This is a genomic window from Anaerobacillus sp. QJM3NY_32, from assembly GCF_056173645.1.
Genome location: NZ_CM149684.1, coordinates 188,929 through 213,827, shown reverse-complemented (window position 1 = coordinate 213,827; position 24,899 = coordinate 188,929). Strand labels below are relative to the sequence as shown.

Below are 24,899 nucleotides of genomic sequence, written 5' to 3'. Positions count from 1 at the left end.
TATGGCAACTCGAATCATTACTGACAGCAGCGTCGACTTCCCTGAAGAACTGCTAAATGAATTGAACGTAACGGTCGTTCCACTCAACCTTCTCTTTGGTGAAGAAGAATACAAAGCTGGAGTAGATCTTGATACGCAAACGTTCTACCAAAAACTAAAAAAATCGAAAGAACTTCCTAAGTCCTCTGCCCCAGCACCACAGGACTTTCTTACAAAATTTGAAGAAGCAAGTCCTGAGGACGATATTCTTGTTATAGCGCTGTCCGGAGCATTAAGCACTACTTATGACAATGCTGTACTTGCAAAGAAAATGTTTCATGAGGAACATCCTGACAGGAAAATCGAAGTCATCAATTCAAAAACAGCCTCATCAGGTCTTGGGATCATTGTTTATCACGTTGCAGAAATGGCTCGTGACGGCGAAACCTTTGAATCCATCGTTGAACAAGCATATGAATACACAGAAGATACGCTAACAATGTTTTTATTAGACACCCTTGAGAACGTTATCAAGGGGGGACGCCTCGATCGTGTAAGAGGAACGATTGCTTCTGCCTTGAATATTAAATTACTTATGAAGGCAAGTGATGACGATGGTTCACTTGAGGTCCTTGATAAAATCCGCGGAAACAAGCGAGCAGTACGCCAGTTCATACAAAAAATTGGCGAGTATGGGCATAATTTTGAGGATAAAGTCATTGCTGTAGCTCATAGTAATTGTGAGGATAAAGCAAAAGCATTAATCGAGCAAATTCAAGAACGCTATAAATTTAAAAACGTCATCCTTTCGACGATGGGGCCGCTTATTGGCACTTATGCTGGCGAAGGTGGCCTTCTTGTCGCATTCAAGAAAAATTAATATCCATTTAGGGAGCGCATTTTGCGCTCTTTTTTTTGGATAAATCTATGTTTGCTCATATTGTTGATTACTCAAATGAGCCAAAAATCAATAACATTCATTACCATTGCCTTGAATAAAATAAAAATTTAAAATAAAAAAACGCTTTCTTTACAGGAAATGAATGACCATTCATCGAAATGTGTTCAAAACAAAGAAGTGTGGTGAGCAGTTATGAAATGGGAAAAATTATTTAAACCAATTCAATTAAGGAGATTAACCCTGCCGAACAGAGTAATGATGGGATCCATGCACCTTGGAATGGAAGGTAATAAGGATCAAGAGGATGCTCTCATTTCGTTTTATACTGAACGGTCAGGAGAGAACGGGCCAGGTCTCATTGTCACAGGAGGGATTTCTGTTTCACCTGAAGGCGATGGTGGACACCATTTTCTAGGATTCTATCGAGACGATGATCTTCGAGTCATGAAACGATTAACAAGCAGCGTGCATACAGCAAATGGGCGTATTGCGGCACAGCTTTTTCATGCTGGACGATATGCTTACTCTGAGATGAACGGCATTCCGTCTGTCGCTCCATCTCCTATCAAATCGCCCATACACAGAGAAACTCCCCAGGAACTAAATGAACTTGATATTCTTAATTTACTTGAATCCTATGCAGAAGCTGCCAGGAAAGCGAAAGAGGTTGGATTTGACGCAGTAGAAATCATGGGCTCTGAAGGATATTTAATCAATCAATTCCTATCACCAAGAACAAATAAGCGAGCAGATAAATGGGGCGGAAACTTTGAGAATCGCACCCGTTTTGCAATCGAAGTCCTTAAAGCAGTTCGAAAAACAGTCGGAGAGGATTATCCAGTGATTTTTCGTATGTCTGGACTCGATTTAGTACCCGACTCCTCAACACCAGAAGAAACAGTTCAACTAGCTACAAAATTAGAGGCCCATGGCGCTGATATTCTAAACATTGGAATCGGTTGGCACGAATCAACAGTCCCAACGATTTCAATGATGGTGCCTCGTGCTGGTTTTATTGAACCCGCTCTACAAATTAAAGAAGCGGTGACCATCCCGGTGATTGGAAGTAATCGAATTAATGACCCGGTTCTAGCTGAAGAGTTACTTCAGAAACTCGATATGGTCTCAATGGCTAGACCTTTCCTGGCCGATCCACATCTATTAGTGAAGGCGAAGGAACAAGCACTTGATCAGATCAACACATGCATCGCTTGTAACCAGGCATGCCTTGATCATGCCTTCGAAGGCAAAGCCGTCTCTTGTCTTGTTAATCCCAGGGCTGGCAGAGAGCACAAGTGGACCATTAAGAAAGCTGAAAATATAAAAAAAGTTATTGTGCTCGGTGGAGGCGTCGCTGGCATGGAAGCTACAAGAGCTCATGCTGAATTAGGTCATAGCGTGATACTTTATGAGGCGAGCTCTGCGCTTGGTGGGCAGTTTAACCTGGCTAGAAAAATTCCAATCAAGAAAGAATTTGATGAAACCATTCGCTACTATACAACGGAACTAAACCGATTAGGCGTTAAGATTTATTTAAATCATAAACCAACAGAACAAGAGCTTTTAAATCATTCACCAGATCTTGTTGTGGTAGCAACTGGTGTGACACCACGGCAACCGGTTATTCCGGGTATTGAACACTCCATCGCTTATCCAGACGTTCTTTCTGGTAATGTGGCTGTGGGCAGAAATGTGATTATCATTGGGGCCGGTGGCATCGGATGCGATGTGTCTCATTTCTTAATCGAAAAAGGAATCAATAACATTCTCCTTCTAAGACGTAATGGAAAAATGGGTGAAGGCCTTGGCAAAACAACTAAATGGGCGATGTTGCAGGATTTAAAACAAAATGGTGTGAAGTTTCGAACGAATCTCTCATATGAAGAAATGACAAAGGATGGTCTTACAATCAGAAATGCAGAGACAGGCGAGAAAGAATTTCTCGAAGCCGACACCATCATTCTCGCAGCTGGGCAGGAATCGAATATACCCCGTGAATGCGAATTGCTTTCACAAAAAGGTGTTGATATCGCAGTTATCGGTGGCGCTCGTCTTGCTGGTGAGCTAGATGCGAAACGCGCCATTTATGAAGGTGCTAAAATCGCGTTTGAACCCGAAACCATATCGATTAACTAGCTAGGTCCCAAAACGAAAAGAAGAGACGCCAGAGAGCGCCTTTTCTTTTCGTTCTATATCAATTCCAAATCATACGTTTAAGAAAAGGCACACTATAAACCGTACCTTCTAACTGCTCTATGATCCAATCTTCCTCTTCCTTCAACCAGTTTCGAATAAACTTAGCAGATTTCTCATGCTCTTCAATCGTCATAAACTGAAAAATTTCTTTCGACTTCTCAACCTTTTTCTCTTTCAGTGTTCCATCCAATGCTTTTAAACCAAGCTGAGCTCGATCCGGATGATAACGGTGCAATATCACTCTTGAATAATGAAGCATAACTTGATTTAACATATGAACAGACCAAATATCGTTTCCTCTTCTTCTGGACTTCTCGTATTGAAATAAGAAAAAAGCTGTATCATCCACGTGATTGATAAACTCCTGCCTCGATAAGGTTAACTCCTCATTAAAATGACTCAACCGATTGTTGGGATCATAAATCACTTTGCAATAATCTTTCTCTACCAACGATTCCGCTGTCACTGTAAATAAATCAAGATGGAGCATATTATCGAACACAGCGATGATCTGTGGAGCAATAATAAAAATTTCATCATAAAAGAGAAGATTAGCATATGCTTCTAAATGATGCTTTCGATTCTTAAGAAACAACTCCACATCGTTCTCTTCTACAAGACAATAAAGATCAACATCCGAATTTTCATCATGTTCGTTTCGCCCCATAGATCCTTTAAGGAAAATTGCTTTTACGAGAGGATCTTGCTCCAGACTGTTAGATATCAGTCGAACTGCTTCTTCTTGCTTCACTCCCTCACCTCATTTTTACATTTTTTAGATATTAAATCATTATATAGGGATTGGAAGTAAATAGACAAGAAAAAAAGAATGCTTATATGCACTCCTTATCCTAATTTATCACCTTTTTTCACTTTTTGATCAGGCTGTATTAGCACGACTCCTTCATCTCCGTATACGCCTAATACAAGTACTTCAGACATATAATCTGCAATTTGCCGTGGGGGGAAATTCACCACTGCCATCACCTGTTTACCGATTAAATCATTCTGGTTATACAGGTCCTTAATTTGTGCACTGGACTTCTTGATACCAATTTCCTCCCCCAGATCTACCTTTAATTGATAAGCTGGTTTTCTAGCCTTTTTAAAATCATTCACTTCAATAATTTCCCCAACACGAATATCAAGTTTCATAAAATCATCAAACGTCGCCACTTCATCCACCCTGCCTTTTCATCTAAGTATAGTATCATTTTCTTTCAATACCTCTACCATTTGTTTCTCGAGATGATTTTAAAATCCTTCTTATTCCAATCTCTTCTCCATAAAAAGATGAATCCCGCTATGAATTTCATCCTCACTTTTGTGTCGCTCTCCAAATAAGAATGAAGAATAACACTCTACTAGGAAGCGATCGCTCTCTTCAAATTGTATAGCGTATAGTTCAGATAGGGTGAGGGGGTATTGTGAAGTCTTGAAGAACTGTTCGATGCGAAGGGCGTACATGATGTCATTTAATAATTCGTAGTGGTTGATTGGTGGCACACACTGTTGCAAGCGAGTATCAATAGACTGTAGCAGGCTCATAAGACCAACCTTGATTTTATTTCTTGAAGGAAGGACAAAAGGTGTTTCTCCAAATACATTTAATTGCTCAAAACAAGGAGCCACATACTCTTTTGACCCATCAGCCATTTCACTAAATTCCTGTAGACTAACTTCTCTTAGATCAAGTGAAATACCCGTTAGTTCAGGGAGACATGGCGACTTACTTGGGAGCTCCTTATAAAAACACCAGATATCCAGATCGGAATATGGACCAGCTTCCCCTCTAGCAAAGCTACCAGTCAAAACAATCCCAGATAACGATGGTTGTTTCAATCGGACAACAAGGCGTTTAGCGTATTTTTCAATCATTATTGGAGTAAGTAGTGGATTTCGCATCTCTTTTTCTCCTTTTCACCGAGACCCTAAGAAGGAGCTAGCAAGTATGAAGCTGTTCTTTATAGTTAAAAGCAAGTTCTTTGTTTTATAAACAATCATCCCGCTAGTTTGTAAGGAAACGGTACACCGTATGAATAACCTCATCCCGATCCTCCCCGTGGCAGATCAAATGCTTTGAATTCTCCATCAATCTAACCTGTTTCTCATCCGAACGAATCAACTGATAAATCGTATCAGCGGTTTTATAAGGTACCATTCCATCAAGCTTTCCCTGTAAAATGATCGTTGGAATAGAGACCTGTTCGAAGGATGGCTTGAGGTGTTGGACAAGCTTTCGAAATTCTAATGAAGCAAGGAGTGGCGTTGTCTTTACCTTTTTGCTATAGCGAATGAATAACTCATTCTGAAGAAGCTTTCCTCTGCATAGATCAGTCATCATTTCTCTTATATCCTTCACCATTTGAAAAGGATGGATATACTGTATAGCTGCACTTAATAATACTAATTTATCGATTTGGTACTTCGTTGCTAAATATCCTGCAAGAACGCCCCCCATTGAAAACCCAATGAGATAAATCGTGTCGCACCTTTCTAATAACTGTACTAAATATTCCTCAGCTGTATCTACCCACTGTTGAAAGGTAATCCCTTTAAGTGAATCGTTCTCACCGTGTCCTGGAAGTGTCGGTGATGCTACAACCCAATCCGTTTGACTTCGAAAATAATTTGCCAAAGGTTCAACCTCAAATGGTGACCCTGTAAATCCATGTATGAGCAAACAACCAATCATGTTTGTCCTCTCACCTTTCCTTCTGTCGTTACCACTTTATATTCCCATCAGAAGAAAAAGTTAATCGCTTGTTGCCCATACATATCATTCCTATTACTTAAATGATGTTCTTGAATCTTTCCGAACATGAACCTTTAGTGAAGGCGGTTCAAATTCTTCACGAAGAGATGTAGAGCAATTCGGACAAATCACCGCTTTCGAAGGTATCGGTGTACAGCAAAACGGGCATTCTTTTCTAGTCATAGAATTAATAGGATCCTGTCCTGGTTTTCGCCATCTATTCAACTGACGAACGACAAGAAACACCGAAAAGAAAATGATTAAAAAGCGAATGGACGTTGTAAGGAAAACTCCATAATTGATTGTTGCCGCCCCGGCTTCTTTTGCATCAGAGAGAGAAGGATAATAATGCCCATTTAAACTAATAAAAAGATCGGAAAAATTAATTCTCGCTAATAGTAGACCTACAGGTGGAAGTATTATATCTGAAACAAGCGAATCGATAAAATTACTAAACGCTGCGCCTAGGACAATTCCAATTCCCATATCAGCCGCGTTACCTCTAATAGCGAAATGACGAAATTCATTTAATAGACCGATGGAAATTCACTCCTTTATCCTCGCTCTACACAATATGTATGCTTCATTAATACAAGCTATGAATTTTTCTAATACTTGCAATTTTTCTTTAATTAATTTTAAAAGCGAAGAAAGTCACTTAGATGATATAATGTCTATTTGCGACTATAGTCTAACATCAAGGAGTGAACAATAATGACATTTGCACTAGCCTGGTCAAAGGCTAATCCATTAATTGAGGATCCGATGGCTGTATTTGTCTATCTAACGGTTGTAGTTGGAGCAATCTTCATGCTTGGCGAATCAAAAAACAACGTTCTGCAGAAGATATTTCATTATGCCCCACCGTTAATTTGGACATACTTTATCCCAATGCTATCAACGACATTTGCGATTATTCCGCAAGAGTCGACTTTATATGGCTTCGTTTCTACGTATATTCTTCCAGTTGGGCTCCTGCTGTTATTATTATCAGCTAACGTCCCAGCTACGTTAAGATTAGGACCAAAAGCCTTATTAATGTTCCTAGCAGGAACAATCGGTGTTATTATCGGCGGGCCGATTGCACTAGCCATCTTCCAACCTTGGCTACCTGCAGACGCATGGACAGGAGTTGCTGCTCTCGCAGGAAGTTGGATTGGCGGCTCAGCGAATATGGCTGCAATGATTGAAGCAGTGGGGACACCGAAAGAAATTCTTTCCCCAATTATTGTCGTTGACACTGTTGTCGGCTATAGCTGGATGGGGATTATGATTTTCCTAGCAGGATTCCAGCACAAGTTTAACAAATGGAACAAAGCGGACGATTCCGTTATTCAAAGTGTGAATAAGGAAATGAATGATATTCAACGTAAGAATGAACGCCCAATTCAAGTACCTCAGCTACTAGGATTACTTGGACTTGGCTTTGGTGTCTCTTATATTGTATTGAAAATTTCCGAGAATCTTCCACAATCAGCTGTTCTTTCTACAACAACATGGACAGTCATGATTATTTCTGCCATCGGTATTTTGTTCTCATTCACTCCTATTAAAAAGCTAGAGGGTTATGGCGCTAGTAAAGTCGGCTATACAGCCATTTATCTTTTGCTTGCAACAATAGGGGCAAGAGCGGATCTTACTTATGTAGTGGATTCACCACAATATGTTTTAATGGGCATTGTGTGGCTCAGTATTCATATTCTTGTTATTTTCATCGCAGCGCGCTTATTACGTGCCCCTCTTTTCTTTGTAGCCGTAGGTTCACAAGGAAATATTGGTGGGACAAGCTCGGCACCAATCGTTGCCTCTGTTTTCCAACCTTCACTTGCTCCTGTTGGACTTTTGATGGGAATTGTAGGTAATGTTGTCGGTAGCTACGCAGCGGTTCTCTGTGCGCAATTGGCCAAGATGGTCGCCACAATGTTGCTCTAGAACCTTAATCTAGAAAGTTAAAAACCGTTCTCCTAAATGGAGAACGGTTTTTTCATTATCCTTGGGATGTTGGACGCACTAGTACTTCATTGATCGATACACTGTCAGGTTGACCAACAGCATAATAAACGGCATCAGCAATCGCCTCTGGATCTAGTGGATCAAGACCATTTGGTCCGCGATTGTTCAACTTCTCTTGAACATCTTCATCTGTAATTGTGTTCGTTAACTCTGTTGCAACAGCCCCTGGTGATATGATCGTTGCACGAATATTTGTTGAAGGAGACATTTCCTTACGCAGTCCTTCTGTAATCGCTCGTACAGCAAATTTCGTACCACAATACACTGCCCCAGCTGGCATAATTTCGTGACCGGCAACAGAAGATACATTAATAATATGTCCAGATTTTCTTTCTTCCATATGTGGAAGAACTCCGGCAATACCGTAGAGGACACCTTTTATATTCACATCAACCATCTTATCCCACTCATCAATCTTAAGCTTATTCATGAATGATAGTGGCATCAATCCTGCGTTATTGATCATGACGTCAATCTGTCCATAATGCTCAATGGTTTTATCGGCAAGAGCCTGCATTTGTTCCCTTGAAGTTACGTCTGTTATTTGAATAATTGCTTCTCCGCCATTGTTCGTAATATCGTTCTTTAATTCTTCAAGGCGGTCCTCACGTCGAGCTGCAAGAACAACTTTTGCGCCGTCTCCTGCAAGTTTCTTCGCCGTTGCTTCGCCGATTCCACTGCTTGCTCCAGTAATAATAACTACTTTTCCATTAATATGACTCATGATTCTCCACCTTTCGTTTTATCCTCACATCTCTAGTTCCCGGTTGAATGACGTGTAAACATTCCAATGTTTTATTGTATACAAAAAGCACCCTCATAGGGTGCTTTAGTATGTTAATCATTCTTTTCGATCCACTGTTTAAAAGTGTCTTCTGATTGCGTACCTACAATACGATCAACTTCTTTACCATCTTTAAATCGCACAAGAGTTGGCGTTGATTCAATTCTGTAATCATTCCAACCTTGTTCAAACTCAAGAACATTGTATTTTTTCAAGTCAATTCCCATGTCTTCGGCAAGTGGTACAAGGACTGGGGAAGTATTTTTACAATGGATACATGTTGGACTATAGAAATAAACGAAGGCATCTTCTTCATTAGACAGGGCTTCCTCAAGCTCATCAGGTAAAATTTGATTTTGATATAATGGATCGTCAAGTTGCTCTATTGTAGCCGGATTTAAAGAGCTCTTCCCGTATGGATTCCCTTCTGTCTTCTCACTATTACTATAGTTTGTAACGAAGGCGAGTGCTCCGAATATTACGATGACAATACCAAGAAAGATAATAGCTTTCTTCACATGTTTTCCTCCCTCTTTGTTTGCTTATGTAAGGCAACCATTAGAATCGTAATGATTAGAAATGCAATAAGTGCAAGAAACGGTATCGTAATAAATCCAAGGTAATTAATATATTCACCTGTACATGGAACCCTACCACATGATGGTGCCGCTTCTGCTAGAAAAGATGTTTTTTGTAGCAAATAATGATACAGCGAAACGCATGTACCAATGATCGACAATGGGAGAACATAAAATCGTTGGGATGCGTCTTTTCGCACCACAGCGATACCTAGAATTATAACTAGAGGATACATGAGAATTCTTTGATACCAACATAGTTCACAAGGTTCGTATCTAAGAACTTCAGAAAAATACAAACTTCCAGCAAGGGCAAGAACTGAAGCAGCCCACGCTCCAAATAAAAGATACTCACTTTTTTTCTCAGTATTCACAGCTGTACCTCTCTTCTTTCAAGCCAAAATATATTATTATTATACACTACTATTGATGACATGAAATAAACAGAATGATGACAATCCACCTAACTCTTTTTAAAGCCGGCTCTTTGAAGAGCCGACTTTATCTCACTTAATAATTTGTAGATCCTTCGGGTACTTTGTTAACGTCTCATAACCAGTCTCTGTTACAAGAACATCATCTTCTATACGCACGCCGCCAACATCTGGTAGATAGATACCCGGTTCAATCGTATACGTCATACCTACTTGAAGCAAGTCGTCATTCTTCTCGCTCATGGAAGGAAACTCATGTACTTCAATTCCAATACCATGTCCAATACGATGTGGAAAGTGTTCGCCATAGCCTGCATCAGAAATAACGTTTCTTGCTGCAAGGTCAATATCACCTAGTCGTGTCCCGGGTTTTGAGATATTAAGTGATTCCGTTTGTGCACTTAATACTGTCTCATAAATTTCTCTTTGCTTATCGTTAATCTCACCAAAAGCCACTGTTCTAGTAATATCAGAGCAATACCCGTTTAATACAACTCCGAGATCAAATAAGACGAGATCTCCTTTTCTTAATTGACGCTCTCCAGGGTTACCGTGTGGTTGTCCAGATTTCTCACCAAACAAGACCATTGTTGAAAATGACATCTCACGAATTCCTTTTTTCTTCAATTCAAATTCAATGGTAGCAAGGACTTCCATCTCTGTAACACCTTCTCGTAAAGCCTTAACACCAGTCTCTACACCAAAATCAGCAAGTGCTGCTGCTTCACGTAATACTTCAATTTCTTTCTCATCCTTAATTAGGCGCAATTGATTCAGTCCAAGCTCTGCTGAGTGATAGCTCAGCTCAGGATAACGTGCTTGCAGTTCTTCAGCTCGCTCATAAGCAAGCATACCTTTCTCAATCGAAGCACTAGTTGGTTTATGGATGCCACGTTGTTTCAATGCTTCAAAAATGAAGTCAAATGGTTGTTCTGAATCACTATAGCCGATAATGTCATATTTCCACCCTGCGTCTCTAGCCTGTGAAACTTCCATTCCAGGACAGACTAGGAATGGTTCCTGATTCGGCACCACAAAAAGTCCAAGCAACCTTTCATGAGGCTCACAATGAAAGTTAGTCAAATAATAGACATTAGAAGGGGAATGGATGTAGGCAAAATCTTGATTCTGCTCAATAAGGTAATTCGTAAATTTCGATAAACGTTCGTTCATAGTGACACTTCCTTTTTTAAATTAACCTGTTCATTTTTTCATTCTATCAGAACACAGGCCTCTTGATTATTAAGAGCGTTTCCTCCCCTAGCTTATCATACGTGAAATCGTATACGTCATACAAAAAACTACTATGTAAAAAACCCTGCATTTAATATGCAGGGTTAAATTTCACTATTCTAGTTCTTTCGCAAAGCTTGGCTTAATTAAATCAGCATCTTCAAATACTTTACCCATTTGATCTTCAAACATCGTAAAATGCTCTAATGCCTTCTCTTGCACTGAAGGATCATCAATAGCAGCTTGCTCTGCGCGAATTTCATAGGCTTCCGTTAGTTCATCAAGTGCGCTTTCAATTTCTTCTTTCGAGTCTTTCAATTCAGATGGAACTTCCAGGCTTTCAATACCTTCAACAGTGGCTTTGCTTGCTTCTACAGCACTGCCTTTCAGCTCTTTAAGTTCTTCATTTGAAGGCTTTTCCTCTTCTGGTGTTTCACTGTCACTTACAGCAAACTTAGCTGACTCGTATGCTGCAATGTCTTCATTATTTTCTTTCAATACGCTAACAATTTCAGATTGAAAATCAAGTAGAACACTCTTCGTGTCCATTTGCTCTGCATCTCCGCTAGTTTCATTAGCACTATTTGTATTTGAACCGCATGCTGCTACGACGAGAAGCATTGATAAACTCAATACAAAAAAGACCTTTTTCATTGGTATAACCCCCATTATATGTGTACTTCCAAAAATTAGTTTAGCACGTTATTAAATTTTGTAAATGAAAATATATGGATAAAAACCCTTTCTAAATCACTAGTATAAAAGCATTTATGTATATTTATTAAAGGAGACAAATAAAAATAGCTGCCGGCGTTGGCAGCTACAATATTCAAACAATTGGAGAAGGGGGAACTTCTTTGGCTTTGTTTGAGCTATATAGGACAATTTGTGTCGGGGAACACCATGTCTCTTTTCTTCTATACCGATAATGATAATCTTTATCAATTAGAAAGTCAATAACTTTTCTTAAATGAAATTTGTGGTGTTGATTCAAAAGCACTCGTTTTCTTTTCACGTACATAACCACTTCTTAAAGCCTCTGCTCTAAGAACAAGTGCAAATGCTGTAAAGGAAAAGACCAGTATTAAGAAAAACATGGAGATTTGTAACGTTTCAACCATTTTACCCACCTCTTCGTTGACTATTTTTTTCATTATAGCACGCCTTAATGATAATGAGAAGCATTATCATTAAGGGTGAGCACATTTGCCAACTAATAAAGGTTCAACAAGTTGCGCAAACGATTTCATTACATTATGATAAGAAAAGTACATACAAAACCATTTTGGAGGTTTAATGATGCAGCGTATTCATCTAACAGCAGATTTATCATTCTCTCGTCTCGTTCATGGTCTCTGGCGACTGGCAGACTGGAATCAAACGAGCGAAGAAACACTTTCTTTAATAGAGCATAATCTCGATCGTGGCATTACAACGTTCGATCATGCTGATCTTTATGGAAGTTATGAGTGTGAAGAACTTTTCGGGAAGGCATTAGCACTCAAGCCATCTCTACGTGACCAAATGGAGATTGTCACAAAATGCGGGATTGTAATCGAGTCTCCCAATCGTCCCTCCCACCAATCTCATCATTATAATACAAGTAAAGATCACATCATCGCTTCTGCTGAACAGTCCCTTACAGCACTTGGGATTGAGCATATCGATGTCCTGTTAATTCATCGACCTGATCCCTTTATGGATCCAGAACAAGTGGCCGAAGCTTTTTCTGAATTAAAACAAGCTGGAAAGGTTCGTCATTTTGGAGTCTCTAATTTCAAACATCATCAATTTAACATGCTACAATCTTATGTGGATCAACCGTTAATTACAAATCAGCTGGAACTTTCAGCCTACCATCTTGAGAACTTCGAAGATGGGACGTTAAATCTTTGTCAGGAAAAGCGAATGAAACCAATGGCATGGTCTCCACTTGCAGGAGGAGATGTGTTCACATCGCAAGACGATAAAGCAGTTCGTCTCCGCAAGACGATAGAAAAGATAGCCTCTGAGACCGGTGCTGAAGGGATCGATCAAGTGCTTTATGCATGGCTACTTAACCATCCGGCAAACATTATGCCAATCGTTGGATCAGGAAAGCGAGAGCGAATTGATAGTGCTGTCGAAGCTCTTTCTTACTCCTTATCACGTGATCAGTGGTTTGAAATTCTAACAAGTTCTATGGGACATGATATTCCATAAGAGCATCGCTAACCGAGATATATTCTGAATTTTATCTGGATATGACACAAACAGAAGCGCCTCTCTACAGAAAGGCGCTTCTTTATTTTATTCTTCTTAAACAAACGTTTATTTAGCACTATTTAGAGCTATCTTGCTGTACAATATTTGTTGAAAAATCATCTCTTCAAAGATCGTTCTATTTCATCTTTTTATTTTTCACTTGAAATAACTTCAGATAAGGCCAACTTCCTACTACCTGTAAATGCTAATATAAGTGATAATCCAAAAAGGGAGAGTGGAAATTCGTAGCCTCCTATTAATCCCATAGGAAGCTTTGCAAGAACAATAGCACCAATCATCGTTAATCCTAGGAGGATCGCAGATGGGACAACGAAAATCCCCGCAATAAGAAACGCTCCTCCAACGGCTTCAATAATGGCTGTAGCATAAGCTAACCAGGCAGGTTGACCAATCTTTTCAAACATGGCAATGGTATCTCCTATTCCACCTAGTTTCTGTATTCCATGAGCTAGCATAATGAAACCGAGTATTACTCGCCCACCCAGAAAGCCCCATTCCATTCTGTTCTTCACAATGGACACCTCACTTGTATTGTTTCTTAGCTAACGTGTCAGATAGGGTCCTTGGATCACTTTATGCTTGAATCGGTCCCACTGGACTTTGTAAGAGCCTTGCTTCAATCAGACGTTTGCGAACAGTAATACCTAACCAACTTGCAAGAAATGCTTTGATTAAACCAACAAATAAGAAAGGATAAACTCCCGCAATCATCGCATCATGCCAGTTTAGATCTACAACAAATTTCAATTGAATCGTACCGATTAAAAGGATGATAATCATAGCCACGGTGTTCGCCAACATCGCATGTATCAAAGTATACGTGTTTTCTCTAGGATAAGGCCAGTAACATATGCCGCAATAATGAAGGCAAAAATATATCCACCAGTCGGCCCTAATAAGACTCCTAATCCACCTTTAGCCTGTGCAAACACCGGAAGACCAATCCCACCTAATATTGTATAGCCTGTCATTGTAATGGCACCGTATTTACTACCAAGAATTGTGGCGGTTAAACCGACAGCTAAAGTCTGTCCACTAATAGGGACAAGTGGTAAAGGAATTTCCATTTGTGCAAGAATAGCTGTAATGCCAATAAAGAATCCACATAAAATTATCATTCTAAGCTTTGATTTCTGCATTTTCTTCCCCCTCAAATGTTAACCTTTATATAATAAATGTTAACATTTATTATATAAAGGAGGAAGTTCTATTTAAGGCATGCTTTCATCAATCATTTCAAAACCTGGAATCATCTGTGAAAGAGGTACAATTTTTGCTTCGCTTTTGTACATTGGAATAAATTCATTTAAAACAGCTACCATCTTTTTCCCGGCGATTCCTACATGTCCAATTGCGATATGAGCCTCATCATCCTTCAGCTTTTCCGCCAACTCTTGAGCTTGTCTGCTCATATGTTGAATCGTATAGACATCGTCAAAAAACAGCTCATTCTCAAGGTAAGGTACCCCTATTTCTTCTGCTAGTTCAGGAATGACACTTTTGCCTGTTGTCTTGCTATCTAAATAATAGAGACCCTTTTCTCGACACACTTCAAGAACTATCCTCATCACTCGTTCATCAGCTGTCGCTTTTGAACCCATATGGTGATTCATTCCAACCGCATGAGGAACAGCCTCAATCGCTTCGTTTACTCGCTTTTGAATTTCTTTATTAGAAAGATCAGTTGTAATTGCGCCTGGACCTAGCCAGCTTCTCTTCCCTTTTACCGGTTCCATCGGAACATGAACGATCACTTCATGTCCATAACGATGCGCTTCCTCCGCGTCTCTTTCAGTCGTTTCAAGAAACGGCATAATGGCTACCGTTAGTGTAACAGGTAATCGAAGCATTTCATCTGTCCCACCCATGTCATTTCCAAAATCATCAATAACAATGGCCAACTCGCGATTATTCTCCGCATACACGTGACTTGGAAAAAGTACGATCAACATCATAAAACAAACCCACTTGTTCACGTCCACACACTCCTTTCACCCTTTACTATTCCCATACAAGGCTTCTTCATGAATGCCGAGGTAGATCAGTTGCGTTATCCATTCGACTGCATGAAAATAGAGAGAAGAAAGGAGCTTCAGTATGAACGTAGATGAGTATTTACTACGCATCTGTACAGAAAGTGGTCAACCGATCTTCTCTCTCTTCAATTACTTCAAAAAAATCACATACATCACATCCTTTTGAAAACCTCGATACATAAAGAAACACATGGATCGATTTAAACCTTGAGACAATTTATCAAAATGGGATTCAAAAACAGTCTTTGACGTGAACGAAGATGAGTGGGACGATTTATATAATCGCTACTTTAGGTAACTCCTCTACTCTTACATATTTGACAGAGGTTTTTCAGCTCCTAATCAAGGGCATAGTAAAGATAGACGACAAGAAAAGCATAATAAGGAGAGACGACTATGGAATCTAAATACATTCGCGAATCACGTGTTGTCAAAACAAGTCACGTATTCCCAGAAGCAACAAACAATCATAATACTTTATTTGGTGGCCAGCTGATGAGAGACATTGATGATATTGCATCAATCGCAGCAATGCGCCACTGTCGTAGTGAAGTTGTAACAGCCTCAACTGACTCTGTTGACTTCTTACACCCGATTACACCAGACGACTCTGTTTGTCTCGAAGCATACGTGACATTCACCGGAAAGTCTTCTATGGAAGTATTTGTGAAAGTAATTGCAGAACATCTCCTATCGGGCGAACGACATATAGGAGCTACAGCATTCCTTACATTTGTGGCATTGGATGAAAAGAAAAAACCACTACCCGTTCCAAAAGTCATCCCTGAATCAGAAGAAGAAAAAAACCTACACGAAACAGCTCCCGCCCGAGCAGAAAAACGCAAAGAACACCGCCAGGCCAGTAAAGAACTAGCCGGCCTCCTAACCACAGAAAAACCTTGGGAATAACAAAAGCGGAAGTGACTGGTTAGGCCCGACAAGCGCTGGAGCCACTCAAAAAGAACACGTCTTTTGTGTTCATTTTGAGTGGTGAAGCGATCGAGGGACTGGTCACTGCAGCTGGATGGTAACAAAAGCGGAAGTGACCGATTAGGCCCGACAAGCGCTGGAGCCTTATAAAAAGAACACGGTCTTTGTGTTCATTTTATGAGGTGAAGCGATCGAGGGACTGAGGCCACTAAAAAAAGCGACAGCCAATTTTATTGGCTGTCGCTTTTTCACATTAAATCCAATTGTAGCCGATTGAAATAATAACTAAAATAAGAACAATACATGCGATCCAAAGCATTTTTGTTGATTCGGCACGCTTTCTTCTTCCAACAATCATTTCCATAACCCCGATTAACACAACCGCCAGGATCCCTTTAAGCACATAGATCAGCGGAAAACCAAGGATAAAGAGCATCCCAATTCCAGTACCGAGCATAATCAAGTAAAATAATCGCTGAATCATAAGCGAGATCTTTTGCTTAGGAGCAAAGTAACTAACCACTAATAGCAAAACAAGAATCGCCCATGAACCTGAGTGAGACTGAAGTAATATATTGAACATTCGTGTTCCCCTTCCCATTGAAAATGAATATGACTAACGCCATACCTTAATAGTAGAATTGTATTGAGGTTGGCACAAGTCCTAATACGAAATCGTAACAAAATGATACGATTTAAGATATTATTTATCCCTAATAAATAATTCCGAAACGAACAGATTTCAAACAAATAAAGGGAAGCTCCATTTAATGAGCTCCCCTTCTGCGTAGAGATTACGCCATTTCTTTATAATGCTTGCTAATTAGATCAAATAGAGTTTCTCCTTCGGTTACTCCTGTAAAAGCAGTAATCGCACTAGAAAGACCTTCGTTTTTGATTTTACTCTGAATCGTTACAGCATCTTCATCTTCTTTAGGATCAAATCGTAATGCTGCTGCAATTCCTTTCGCAAGGTAGTTTGGTTCTTTGTTTAATTCCGCGAGCTGACGTGCCGGTCCAACAAGACGGTCGTCAGCTCCAATTTTACGAATTGGAGCTCGTCCAACGCGAGTAACTTCATCCACTAGATGTGGATTTAGAAAACGACCAAGAATTTTTGTAATATAAGCCTCATGCGCCTCTTTTTCGAAACCGTGCTTATGCTGAAGCAATTCACCAGACTCTTCAAGAGCTTTCTTAACATCATGATAGATATCTTCAGTGTCTAGTGCTTCCTTTATTGTCTCATACCCTGCTTGATAACCAAGGTAAGCTGTCACTGCGTGTCCAGTATTAACGGTGAACAACTTCCGCTCAATGTAAGGAGCAAGATCTTGAACGTACGTAAGCCCAGCAATATCCGGAACCTCTCCAGCCATCATAGTTTGATCGACTACCCATTCATAGAACGGTTCAACCGCAACCATTAATGGATCTTCGTGCGTTTGATTTGGAACAATACGATCCACTGCGGCATCTGGGAAACCAGCATATTGATCTAGCACTTTACGATCCGCTTCATCCATCTTTTCTTCAACAGCTTTTCGAAGCATTGTACTGCCACCGATCATATTTTCACATGCAATAACGTTAACGGGAGCCTTTCCATCTGCGATACGTTTTGAGATGCCTTCTTTGATAGCAGAAGAAATCAATTTCAATACGGTCGGGCCAACAGCGGTCGTAATAAGGTCAGCTTGATAGATCGCATCGACAACTGCCTCAGGATCTTGTTGGCTATTAATACCTTTCACACCCTCAACAGCAATCTTCTCCTTATCCTGACCTAATATTTCCACTGTATAACTATTTCGTTCATTAAGCTCGTTAATCACATTCTCGTTGATATCTACGAAGCATACTTCATATCCTGATTGAGAAAGAAGCTTACCAATAAAGCCTCTTCCAATATTTCCAGCACCAAAATGAACGGCAAGCATGATTAATTCACCTCGTTAAACATTGAGATTAACGTTTCTTTGGAATCCGCTTGAATCAACTCTTCTACATTTTCTTCTTCAGAACATACAATGGCAATTTGAGAAAGGATCTCTAAGTGTTCATTATCCTTACCAGCAATACCTATGATAATTTTCGCAATATTTCCATCTCCGAAATCAACGCCTTCTCGCAATTGGATGATGGATAGTCCAGAATGCTTCACAGCTTTCTTAGCATCCTCCGTACCGTGAGGAATTGCAACAGAGTTGCCCATGTAAGTCGTCGTGATCTTTTCACGTTCTTGCATTTGCTCAAGGTAGCTTTCATCCACATAACCGTTGTCTACAAGGATTTGACCTGCCATACGGATAGCCTCTTCTTTTGTTGCAGCCGTTTCGTTTAGTAATACGTTCTCAGTTGATAGAATTTCTTTTGCCATTTTAATCGTCTCCTTTAAATCCTAATTGTTTTTCTACATGACTTTTCATTTTGTTAGCGAGATACAATCCAATTGATTCTTGATTGCTCCCCGAAAAAAGCGCGATGCTTTCATTTGATTCAATGATAAGAGAACTAATGTAGCTCATGATCTCAATGCTTTCAATTGGCGAATCCTCTGGTGCCAGTTGTAAAAGAGCGGTGTCCATTTCAATAAATGAACCATCCATTGCCTTTCTCTGAACAGGTTCCATTAATCGAACAATTGTAAACACAGGCTTCTTAACTTCAGGTGTCCGCGTATGAAACAATGCAAGTGAAGTCTCAGGAATACCCACTCCACTAATGGTTTCGCGCTTTAGAAGTGCTTCTTTAACATCTGATGAATCGCTGATAGCATCAAGCATTTCTAGACGCATACACTCTTCTGCTAAAAGCTTCTCCACCTCTTTGTGTTCAGATTGATTTACTCGAAATAATTCCACTACTGAAGCTGCAGTCTTGGTATATAATTCAGCTTTACGAAACCAGGTACTCGCTTCATCATTTGAAAAAAACAAGGATTCCTTATCCGTCTTTGGCTTCTCGACCGTGCTTCTTCTTTTCATCATCGACTTCTTATGAAGAGTCGAGCGGATTCGTGTTGCCTCTTCCTCCGTTAAAAAAGGATTTACCTTTATATACTCTCCTTCATATTCAGGGAGAGGGATTGTAGAAACAATCAGATCATAATTCTCTGGATCTTCATCTTGTAGTTCAAATAATGAAGCGCTTTTGATAGTTTGGATTTCTGGTAACTCCTGCTTCAATCGAGTCGCCAGCATTTTGGATGTCCCGATACCACTTGAGCATACGGCAAGAATATTCACTTCGTTATGTTGAAAGCGACCTTCAAGGGCTGAACCAAAGTGAAGGACGAGAAAACCAACTTCTTCATCAGGAATGGATACCCCCGGAAAAGTATCTTTTAGCGCATCTTCAAGCAGTTGGAATAAGTCAGCATAATCTGCTTTGATTTTTGTAAGCAAAGGATTATGGATATTCATGTTCTGCCTAACACGATGCGTAGCAGGACCGAGGTGTGTCACTAAACCCTCTAGAAGTGATTCATTCGTTTCTAAATTCGCATTGAGACGCTTATCTACATAGCGGATTAACTCCTTGGTTTTAACAAGAATCGGATAATTTGTTTCTTCTAAATAGTAGTCTCCAGTGTTTCTTAATTTGGCTCCGCGTAAATGCATGGTGATATAACCGATCTCAGCTTCAGGTATTAAAACACTAAAAGATTCTTCAAGTTTTGTAGCGATTATTCTAGCAAAACCAAACTCTTTCGTATTCCTTAGCGTGCTTAAATAGTCTTCATCAATCTCGATCTTTTCACCCTTTTGAATACGCTCCACAGCCAGAGTCAAATGCACAATTAAACCAATATATGCACTATCAGCGATCGTATAAGGTAACTCATTGTTAATATCATCAACGATTGTTTCAACTTTCAAAAGCTTATCTCGATCAACTAACCCTAGCAATCGTTCGGAAGCAGATTCGAGAACATTGCCTTGAGATTTCTTTTGAATCGACTTCTTTAACAACGTAAAAAAGTCTGAATCATTAAACTCAGAAGCAAGCAAGGAACTCATGGCGTGCCTTTTCAGGGCTTCAGTCCCTTCAACCTGCACACCATATCCCCGCCTTCGTATTAATGAAAGCTGCATTCTTTCAAGCCATTCTTCCGCTTTGTCTAAATCATGACTGACAGTAGCAACTGTCACTCTCAAGTCATTCGCTAGACCAATTAACTTAATAGGATCAGCTGATTCCAATAGCTTACATAGAATCAGCGTCTCCCTTTCTTGTTGCGTGTATTCCGTAATGGTTAGATCAACTAGATAGCTTTTCAACTCATTTCGGTTGGATTCTTCACCATCAATTCGAACCCCTACTCCAGCTTTCTTGTTTAAGGTTAAATCATACTGAGTGAGAATATCCTCTACGCCTACTAAATCACGGTGAACCGTTCGTTCGCTTACCTCAAGTTCTTGAGCGATTCCTTTGACCGTATAATAGTCATTACTCTCTAATAGAAGCTGAAGAATTGTTCGTTCCCTTGCTGAAATAAACACATGGTTCACCTCGAATTCTGGCTATACCTACTTTTTAAGTCTATCAACAAGCTCTTCGTATTTCGGGCTATTCATAAAGTTTGCCACTGAGATATGCTCAGCATCAGGACGTTTTGCTTTTGCTCGATCTGTTAAGTCCTGGTGCGTTACGATTAAGTCGGCATCATCAGGTAAGTTACTAATAGCCGTATTTGTCACATCAATGTCTTGAAGTCCAGCTTTCTTGAACTTATTGCGAAGGACTGATGCGCCCATTGCACTTGATCCCATTCCAGCATCACATGCAAACACTACTTTATTAATATCTTTCTTCTCAACTTGCTCTACTTCTTCTTTCACTGGCACTTCACCTGCGGAAGTTAACTCAGCAACAAGTTCATCATATTTTGGGCTGTTCATAAAGTTTTTAACCGAAATGTGATTCGCTTCTGGAAGCTTATCCTTTGCACGATCGGTTAAATCTTGATGAGTCACAACTAGATCTGCATCATTAGGTAAATTGCTAATCGAAGTATTTGTTACTTCAATGTCTGTTAACCCAGCTTTTTTGAATTTATTACGTAGTACGGATGCCCCCATTGCACTTGATCCCATTCCAGCATCACATGCAAAGACTACTTTGGCTATATTGCCATAAGAAGATGTTGTTTCTTCTTTTGGCTCTTCTGCATTCGTTTTTAGGTTAGAAGATACGCTGCTCTTCTTCCCTTTCATTGCTTCCATTTTTTCAGTCGCTTCTGATATATCTTCTCCGCTATCTTTTGAGCGTTTAAGGATTATGAAAGCGACCAGGAAAGAAACAATCGTTGCAACCACAACACCTGCAATGACGCTTAGATAACCACCCCGTGGTGACATAAGTATAAGAGAGACAATACTACCCGGTGAAGCTGCCGCTAACAACCCTGCATCTAGAAGTGTAAATGTGAACACACCACTCATTCCACCAAGAATGGCAGCTAGAAGAAGTGCCGGCTTCATCAAAATGTAAGGGAAGTAAATTTCATGAATTCCCCCAACAAAATGAATCAGTGCAGCTCCTGGTGCTGATTGTTTTGCTGACCCTTTACCCACAATCGAGTAGGCAAGGAGAATCCCTAAACCTGGACCAGGATTGGATTCAACTAAAAAGAGAACCGATTTACCTGTATTCGCTACCTGTTCAAGTCCAAGTGGGGTGAAAATCCCGTGGTTAATCGCATTATTTAAAAAGAGTACTTTACCTGGTTCAATTAGAATACTTACTAATGGTAATAGACCTGCAGCAATAATAACTTCTACACCTGCAGCAAGCGCTTTGTTTAAACCTAATACAACTGGTCCAATTGCTAGAGAAGCTATAATAGTTAAAGCCCCACCAATAATCCCAGCTGAGAAATTGTTAACGAGCATTTCAAAGCCTGATTTAATCTTGCCATGAATCGCTTCGTCGAATTTCTTAATTAAATATCCCCCAAGCGGCCCCATAGCCATAGCTCCAAGGAACATCGGAATGTCTGCTCCAACAATAACACCAATGGTTGCCGTTGCACCAACAACTCCGCCTCGACCACCGTATACAATTTTACCTCCAGTGTAACCAATCAAAAGTGGCAATAGGTAGTAAAGCATTGGTTCTACTAACTCGGCAAGGCTTGCATTTGGTAGATAACCATCTGGTATGAATAAAGCAGTAATCAATCCCCAAGCAATAAATGCGCCAATATTTGGCATAATCATACTGCTTAAGTAACTTCCGAAACGCTGAACTTTTACTTTAAATCCAGATTTCTCTGCTGTGTTCTGTTCACTCATTATATATCCTCCCTTTCTTCCGCACCGTTAAAGCGTTTTCATTTTTTTAGGAGACTTGTTGACATGATCTTATATTTCGCTTAATTGGAACCCCTATTCCCCGGCACGTATTGTTTGTCTTAATTACTTACTATCATAAAGGGAGACAAAGTCAGTTACAACGAAATCCAAATGTGAATTCGGCACAGCACTTGTTGACATGATTAAACAAAGCTTTACTTTCTATTAATATTTACGGAGAATAATATAGAGCGATATCATAAACAAAAACCCTCTAGAAATCTAGAGGGTTACGAATGCTGTGGTTCTGCTTCATTATGAATATGCGTTTTTTCTTTTGTTTTCCGTTCCCATAGAATCGTTAAACTAATGAACGTCACGAGAATTGTTGCCCCCATATCAGACAGTATCGCAATCCATAGCGTTAATAACCCAGGAATAGTAAGCAGTAAAGCAATCATTTTTAAGCCAAGGGCTAACGCAATATTAACCCGTATCGTTCGATTCACTCGTTTAGCGATCGAGACCGCTTCAGGCAGTTTTCCTAAGTGATCCTGCATCAATACGATATCGGCTGTTTCAATCGCGCTATCTGTCCCTTTTCCCATAGCGATTCCAAGGTCTGCTGAAGCAAGAGCCGGAGCATCATTAATCCCGTCACCGATCATGGCTACTTTACCTTCTGTTGTTAATTCTTTCACCTTAGCCACTTTGTCTTCAGGTAAGAGACCTCCGAAATAAGAACGTACGCCAACACGTTTTGCCACTTTCTCAGCTGTTTTCTCATGATCTCCTGTTAACATCACCGTATTCTTAATACCTACATGATGTAAAGCGCGAATAACAGACTCACTTTCCTCTCTAATTTCATCTGCAACTCCAAATATCCCAAGAATATGTTTCTCATCGGCTACAAGGACCAGCGTTAACCCATCATGTTTCATCGCATCAATCGATGTTCTCACATCCTCAGAGATGGTTACATGTTGAACACTTTTTTCATTTCCTACCCAATGTCTTTTTCCATTAATGTCGGCTATGATCCCCTGCCCTGATATCGTTTCGATATTTGTTGCTTCGATTTTACGATAAGGAAAGCTATTTACTTTTGTCATGATTGCTTTTGCTAACGGATGTGAAGAATGTTTCTCAACCGCTGCCGCTACTGATAAGAAATGCTCCTGGTCATAAACTTTATATTTCTCCACATAAGGTAGCCCTTTTGTAAGCGTACCGGTTTTATCAAAAGCGAGCGTATCAATTTTTCCTAGCTGTTCAAGATAAACAGATCCTTTTACGAGAATACCGTTACGCGCATTTCGAGTAATACCCGAGATGTTGGCAATCGGTGATGAAAGAATAAGTGCACATGGACATCCTACAATAAGCACTGCAAGTCCCTGGTAAAACCACTCACTAAAAGCCCCTCCGAACAATAAAGGCGGAACAAGCATCACGAGTGCTGAGATAAGCATAATAATCGGTGTGTAATACTTTGAGAAACGATTAATAAATAATTCCGTAGGTGTTTTTGTTTCCTGAGCTTCTTCAACTAAATGCAATATTTTTGCTAGTGAGGAATCCTCATAAGCTTTCGTGATTTTCACACGAAGAATTCCTTCATTATTTATACTTCCGCCATAAACAGACTCATTAGCACTTTTTTCAACCGGCATAGCTTCTCCAGTAATAGCCGCTTCGTTCACTGAACTATAGCCAGATTCGACGATTCCATCTGATGGAATTTTTGCGCCAGATTTGACCAAAACAATGTCGTTCACTTTTAGATCCTGAATCGAAACGATTTCTTCTCTTCCCTCTCGAATACGAAGGGCTTCCTTCGGCGCAATTTCTAGTAAGGACTCCATAGACTTTCTTGCCTTCTCCATACCTAGGCCTTCTAAATATTCATTCAGTCCAAATAGGATTGCAACAAGCGTGCCTTCCTTCCACTCTCCAATAGAGACTGCACCTATTAAAGCAATAGTCATCAACGTCTCAATATTAAATGTCAGTTTTATTAAGTTCTGTAGACCTTTAATAAACGTTTGATAGCCACTTAAAATAATGGCAATTAAATAGAAAGGAATAGCTGGTATGTTTGTAAATCCATCTAAAAGAAGAGCAGCAGCGAAAATCGCTGATGAGATAGCAAGGAGCCACTTCCCGTTGTTGTCACCCTTACTATGTTCATGGGCATGTCCATTTCCGTTTTTAATCAATGATGCGTGATCTGAAGCAAGAATTTTCTCAACTTGTTCAAGATTCACTCTCTCATCTAGCTTTAATTTACCGGAATTATATTGAATTTGAGCGGATTCTCCGTATTCAAGTTTTTGAATCTGTTGTTCCATTCCCGCTGCACAATTTGGACAGGATAAACCTGTCAAACGATATTCTTCCATCGATGGGAACTCCTTTCTTATGTGGTTTATTTATTTTATTCAATATATGAGCATGTGTTCATATTAGTCTATGTACAATTTTACTGAATTT

At 39.9% G+C, this 24,899-nt stretch carries 24 protein-coding genes and 1 pseudogene; 5 read left to right on the top strand and 20 right to left on the bottom strand.

From position 1 onward, the window contains the following. Position 1 precedes the first annotated feature (1 nt). The gene (locus AC0VYH_RS01200) at positions 2-859 is read left to right on the top strand and encodes a DegV family protein (RefSeq protein WP_194222510.1); all 858 of its coding nucleotides are present in this window, start codon (positions 2-4) and stop codon (positions 857-859) included. Between the two features lie 213 nt (positions 860-1,072). Then, positions 1,073-3,016 carry an oxidoreductase gene (locus AC0VYH_RS01195; RefSeq protein WP_475366314.1) on the top strand — a complete coding sequence of 648 codons (1,944 nt, stop codon included), beginning with the start codon at positions 1,073-1,075 and terminating at the stop codon, positions 3,014-3,016. 58 nt (positions 3,017-3,074) lie between these two features. Here AC0VYH_RS01195 and AC0VYH_RS01190 read toward each other — a convergent pair whose 3' ends face one another. The 5 genes from AC0VYH_RS01190 to mscL all read right to left on the bottom strand — a co-directional run bounded on the left by AC0VYH_RS01190 (position 3,075) and on the right by mscL (position 6,371). Beyond that, positions 3,075-3,827 (bottom strand): nucleotidyltransferase domain-containing protein, encoded by a 753-nt coding sequence (locus tag AC0VYH_RS01190; protein ID WP_475368297.1) that lies wholly within the window; start codon positions 3,825-3,827, stop codon positions 3,075-3,077. A gap of 95 nt (positions 3,828-3,922) precedes the next feature. Next, positions 3,923-4,252, bottom strand: coding sequence for a tRNA-binding protein (locus AC0VYH_RS01185; protein ID WP_226616766.1), 330 nt, complete (start codon positions 4,250-4,252; stop codon positions 3,923-3,925). Between the two features lie 90 nt (positions 4,253-4,342). Then, positions 4,343-4,981 (bottom strand): nucleotidyltransferase domain-containing protein, encoded by a 639-nt coding sequence (locus tag AC0VYH_RS01180; RefSeq protein ID WP_430241952.1) that lies wholly within the window; start codon positions 4,979-4,981, stop codon positions 4,343-4,345. 103 nt (positions 4,982-5,084) lie between these two features. Beyond that, positions 5,085-5,771 (bottom strand): alpha/beta hydrolase, encoded by a 687-nt coding sequence (locus AC0VYH_RS01175; RefSeq protein WP_475366311.1) that lies wholly within the window; start codon positions 5,769-5,771, stop codon positions 5,085-5,087. A gap of 93 nt (positions 5,772-5,864) precedes the next feature. Continuing rightward, complete coding sequence (gene mscL, locus AC0VYH_RS01170; protein ID WP_475367438.1) at positions 5,865-6,371, bottom strand: large conductance mechanosensitive channel protein MscL; 507 nt, start codon at positions 6,369-6,371, stop codon at positions 5,865-5,867. Between the two features lie 174 nt (positions 6,372-6,545). Between mscL and AC0VYH_RS01165 the strand changes: the two genes are divergently transcribed. Next, complete coding sequence (locus tag AC0VYH_RS01165) at positions 6,546-7,763, top strand: DUF819 family protein (RefSeq protein ID WP_194222516.1); 1,218 nt, start codon at positions 6,546-6,548, stop codon at positions 7,761-7,763. Between the two features lie 55 nt (positions 7,764-7,818). Here AC0VYH_RS01165 and AC0VYH_RS01160 read toward each other — a convergent pair whose 3' ends face one another. The 6 genes from AC0VYH_RS01160 to AC0VYH_RS01135 form a co-directional block, all read right to left on the bottom strand. Then, the gene (locus AC0VYH_RS01160) at positions 7,819-8,568 is read right to left on the bottom strand and encodes an SDR family oxidoreductase (RefSeq protein ID WP_475373196.1); all 750 of its coding nucleotides are present in this window, start codon (positions 8,566-8,568) and stop codon (positions 7,819-7,821) included. 113 nt (positions 8,569-8,681) lie between these two features. Continuing rightward, positions 8,682-9,146, bottom strand: a complete 465-nt coding sequence (locus AC0VYH_RS01155; protein ID WP_475373195.1) for a thioredoxin family protein — start codon at positions 9,144-9,146, stop codon at positions 8,682-8,684. Further along, a complete protein-coding gene (locus AC0VYH_RS01150; protein WP_475366309.1) occupies positions 9,143-9,580 on the bottom strand; it encodes a disulfide oxidoreductase in 438 nt (145 codons plus the stop codon). Before AC0VYH_RS01150 ends, AC0VYH_RS01155 begins: the two co-directional genes overlap by 4 nt. A gap of 132 nt (positions 9,581-9,712) precedes the next feature. After that, positions 9,713-10,813, bottom strand: coding sequence for a M24 family metallopeptidase (locus tag AC0VYH_RS01145; protein WP_475373194.1), 1,101 nt, complete (start codon positions 10,811-10,813; stop codon positions 9,713-9,715). 174 nt (positions 10,814-10,987) lie between these two features. Beyond that, positions 10,988-11,527, bottom strand: coding sequence for a hypothetical protein (locus AC0VYH_RS01140; protein WP_475373193.1), 540 nt, complete (start codon positions 11,525-11,527; stop codon positions 10,988-10,990). Positions 11,528-11,826: 299 nt separating this feature from the next. Further along, the gene (locus AC0VYH_RS01135) at positions 11,827-12,027 is read right to left on the bottom strand and encodes a hypothetical protein (protein WP_475373192.1); all 201 of its coding nucleotides are present in this window, start codon (positions 12,025-12,027) and stop codon (positions 11,827-11,829) included. Positions 12,028-12,172: 145 nt separating this feature from the next. Between AC0VYH_RS01135 and AC0VYH_RS01130 the strand changes: the two genes are divergently transcribed. Beyond that, on the top strand, positions 12,173-13,075 hold the full coding sequence (locus AC0VYH_RS01130) for an aldo/keto reductase (RefSeq protein WP_475368295.1): 903 nt from the start codon (positions 12,173-12,175) through the stop codon (positions 13,073-13,075). A 191-nt stretch (positions 13,076-13,266) separates the two neighbouring features. On the opposite strand, the gene AC0VYH_RS01125 is transcribed toward AC0VYH_RS01130, so the two are convergent. The 3 genes and pseudogenes from AC0VYH_RS01125 to AC0VYH_RS01115 all read right to left on the bottom strand — a co-directional run bounded on the left by AC0VYH_RS01125 (position 13,267) and on the right by AC0VYH_RS01115 (position 15,093). Beyond that, on the bottom strand, positions 13,267-13,650 hold the full coding sequence (locus tag AC0VYH_RS01125) for a DoxX family protein (RefSeq protein ID WP_430246647.1): 384 nt from the start codon (positions 13,648-13,650) through the stop codon (positions 13,267-13,269). Between the two features lie 61 nt (positions 13,651-13,711). Beyond that, a pseudogene (locus AC0VYH_RS01120) lies at positions 13,712-14,205 on the bottom strand (biotin transporter BioY). A gap of 144 nt (positions 14,206-14,349) precedes the next feature. After that, the gene (locus AC0VYH_RS01115) at positions 14,350-15,093 is read right to left on the bottom strand and encodes a divergent polysaccharide deacetylase family protein (RefSeq protein ID WP_475367437.1); all 744 of its coding nucleotides are present in this window, start codon (positions 15,091-15,093) and stop codon (positions 14,350-14,352) included. 477 nt (positions 15,094-15,570) lie between these two features. Here AC0VYH_RS01115 and AC0VYH_RS01110 point away from each other — a divergent pair, with 477 nt between their 5' ends. Then, positions 15,571-16,083 carry an acyl-CoA thioesterase gene (locus AC0VYH_RS01110; protein ID WP_226616780.1) on the top strand — a complete coding sequence of 171 codons (513 nt, stop codon included), beginning with the start codon at positions 15,571-15,573 and terminating at the stop codon, positions 16,081-16,083. A gap of 274 nt (positions 16,084-16,357) precedes the next feature. Here the strand turns inward: AC0VYH_RS01110 and AC0VYH_RS01105 are convergent, their stop codons facing one another. The 6 genes from AC0VYH_RS01105 to AC0VYH_RS01080 all read right to left on the bottom strand — a co-directional run bounded on the left by AC0VYH_RS01105 (position 16,358) and on the right by AC0VYH_RS01080 (position 24,808). After that, the gene (locus tag AC0VYH_RS01105; protein ID WP_430246643.1) at positions 16,358-16,687 is read right to left on the bottom strand and encodes a DUF1516 family protein; all 330 of its coding nucleotides are present in this window, start codon (positions 16,685-16,687) and stop codon (positions 16,358-16,360) included. A gap of 211 nt (positions 16,688-16,898) precedes the next feature. Beyond that, a complete protein-coding gene (locus AC0VYH_RS01100) occupies positions 16,899-18,044 on the bottom strand; it encodes a mannitol-1-phosphate 5-dehydrogenase (RefSeq protein ID WP_430246641.1) in 1,146 nt (381 codons plus the stop codon). A gap of 2 nt (positions 18,045-18,046) precedes the next feature. Then, positions 18,047-18,484, bottom strand: coding sequence for a PTS mannitol transporter subunit IIA (locus AC0VYH_RS01095; protein WP_160921705.1), 438 nt, complete (start codon positions 18,482-18,484; stop codon positions 18,047-18,049). Between the two features lies 1 nt (position 18,485). Continuing rightward, positions 18,486-20,609: a BglG family transcription antiterminator gene (locus AC0VYH_RS01090; RefSeq protein ID WP_475373191.1), complete on the bottom strand. Its 2,124-nt coding sequence runs from the start codon at positions 20,607-20,609 to the stop codon at positions 18,486-18,488. Between the two features lie 27 nt (positions 20,610-20,636). Then, complete coding sequence (locus AC0VYH_RS01085; RefSeq protein WP_475373190.1) at positions 20,637-22,403, bottom strand: PTS mannitol transporter subunit IIBC; 1,767 nt, start codon at positions 22,401-22,403, stop codon at positions 20,637-20,639. A 290-nt stretch (positions 22,404-22,693) separates the two neighbouring features. After that, a complete protein-coding gene (locus tag AC0VYH_RS01080; RefSeq protein WP_475373189.1) occupies positions 22,694-24,808 on the bottom strand; it encodes a heavy metal translocating P-type ATPase in 2,115 nt (704 codons plus the stop codon). Positions 24,809-24,899 lie beyond the last annotated feature (91 nt).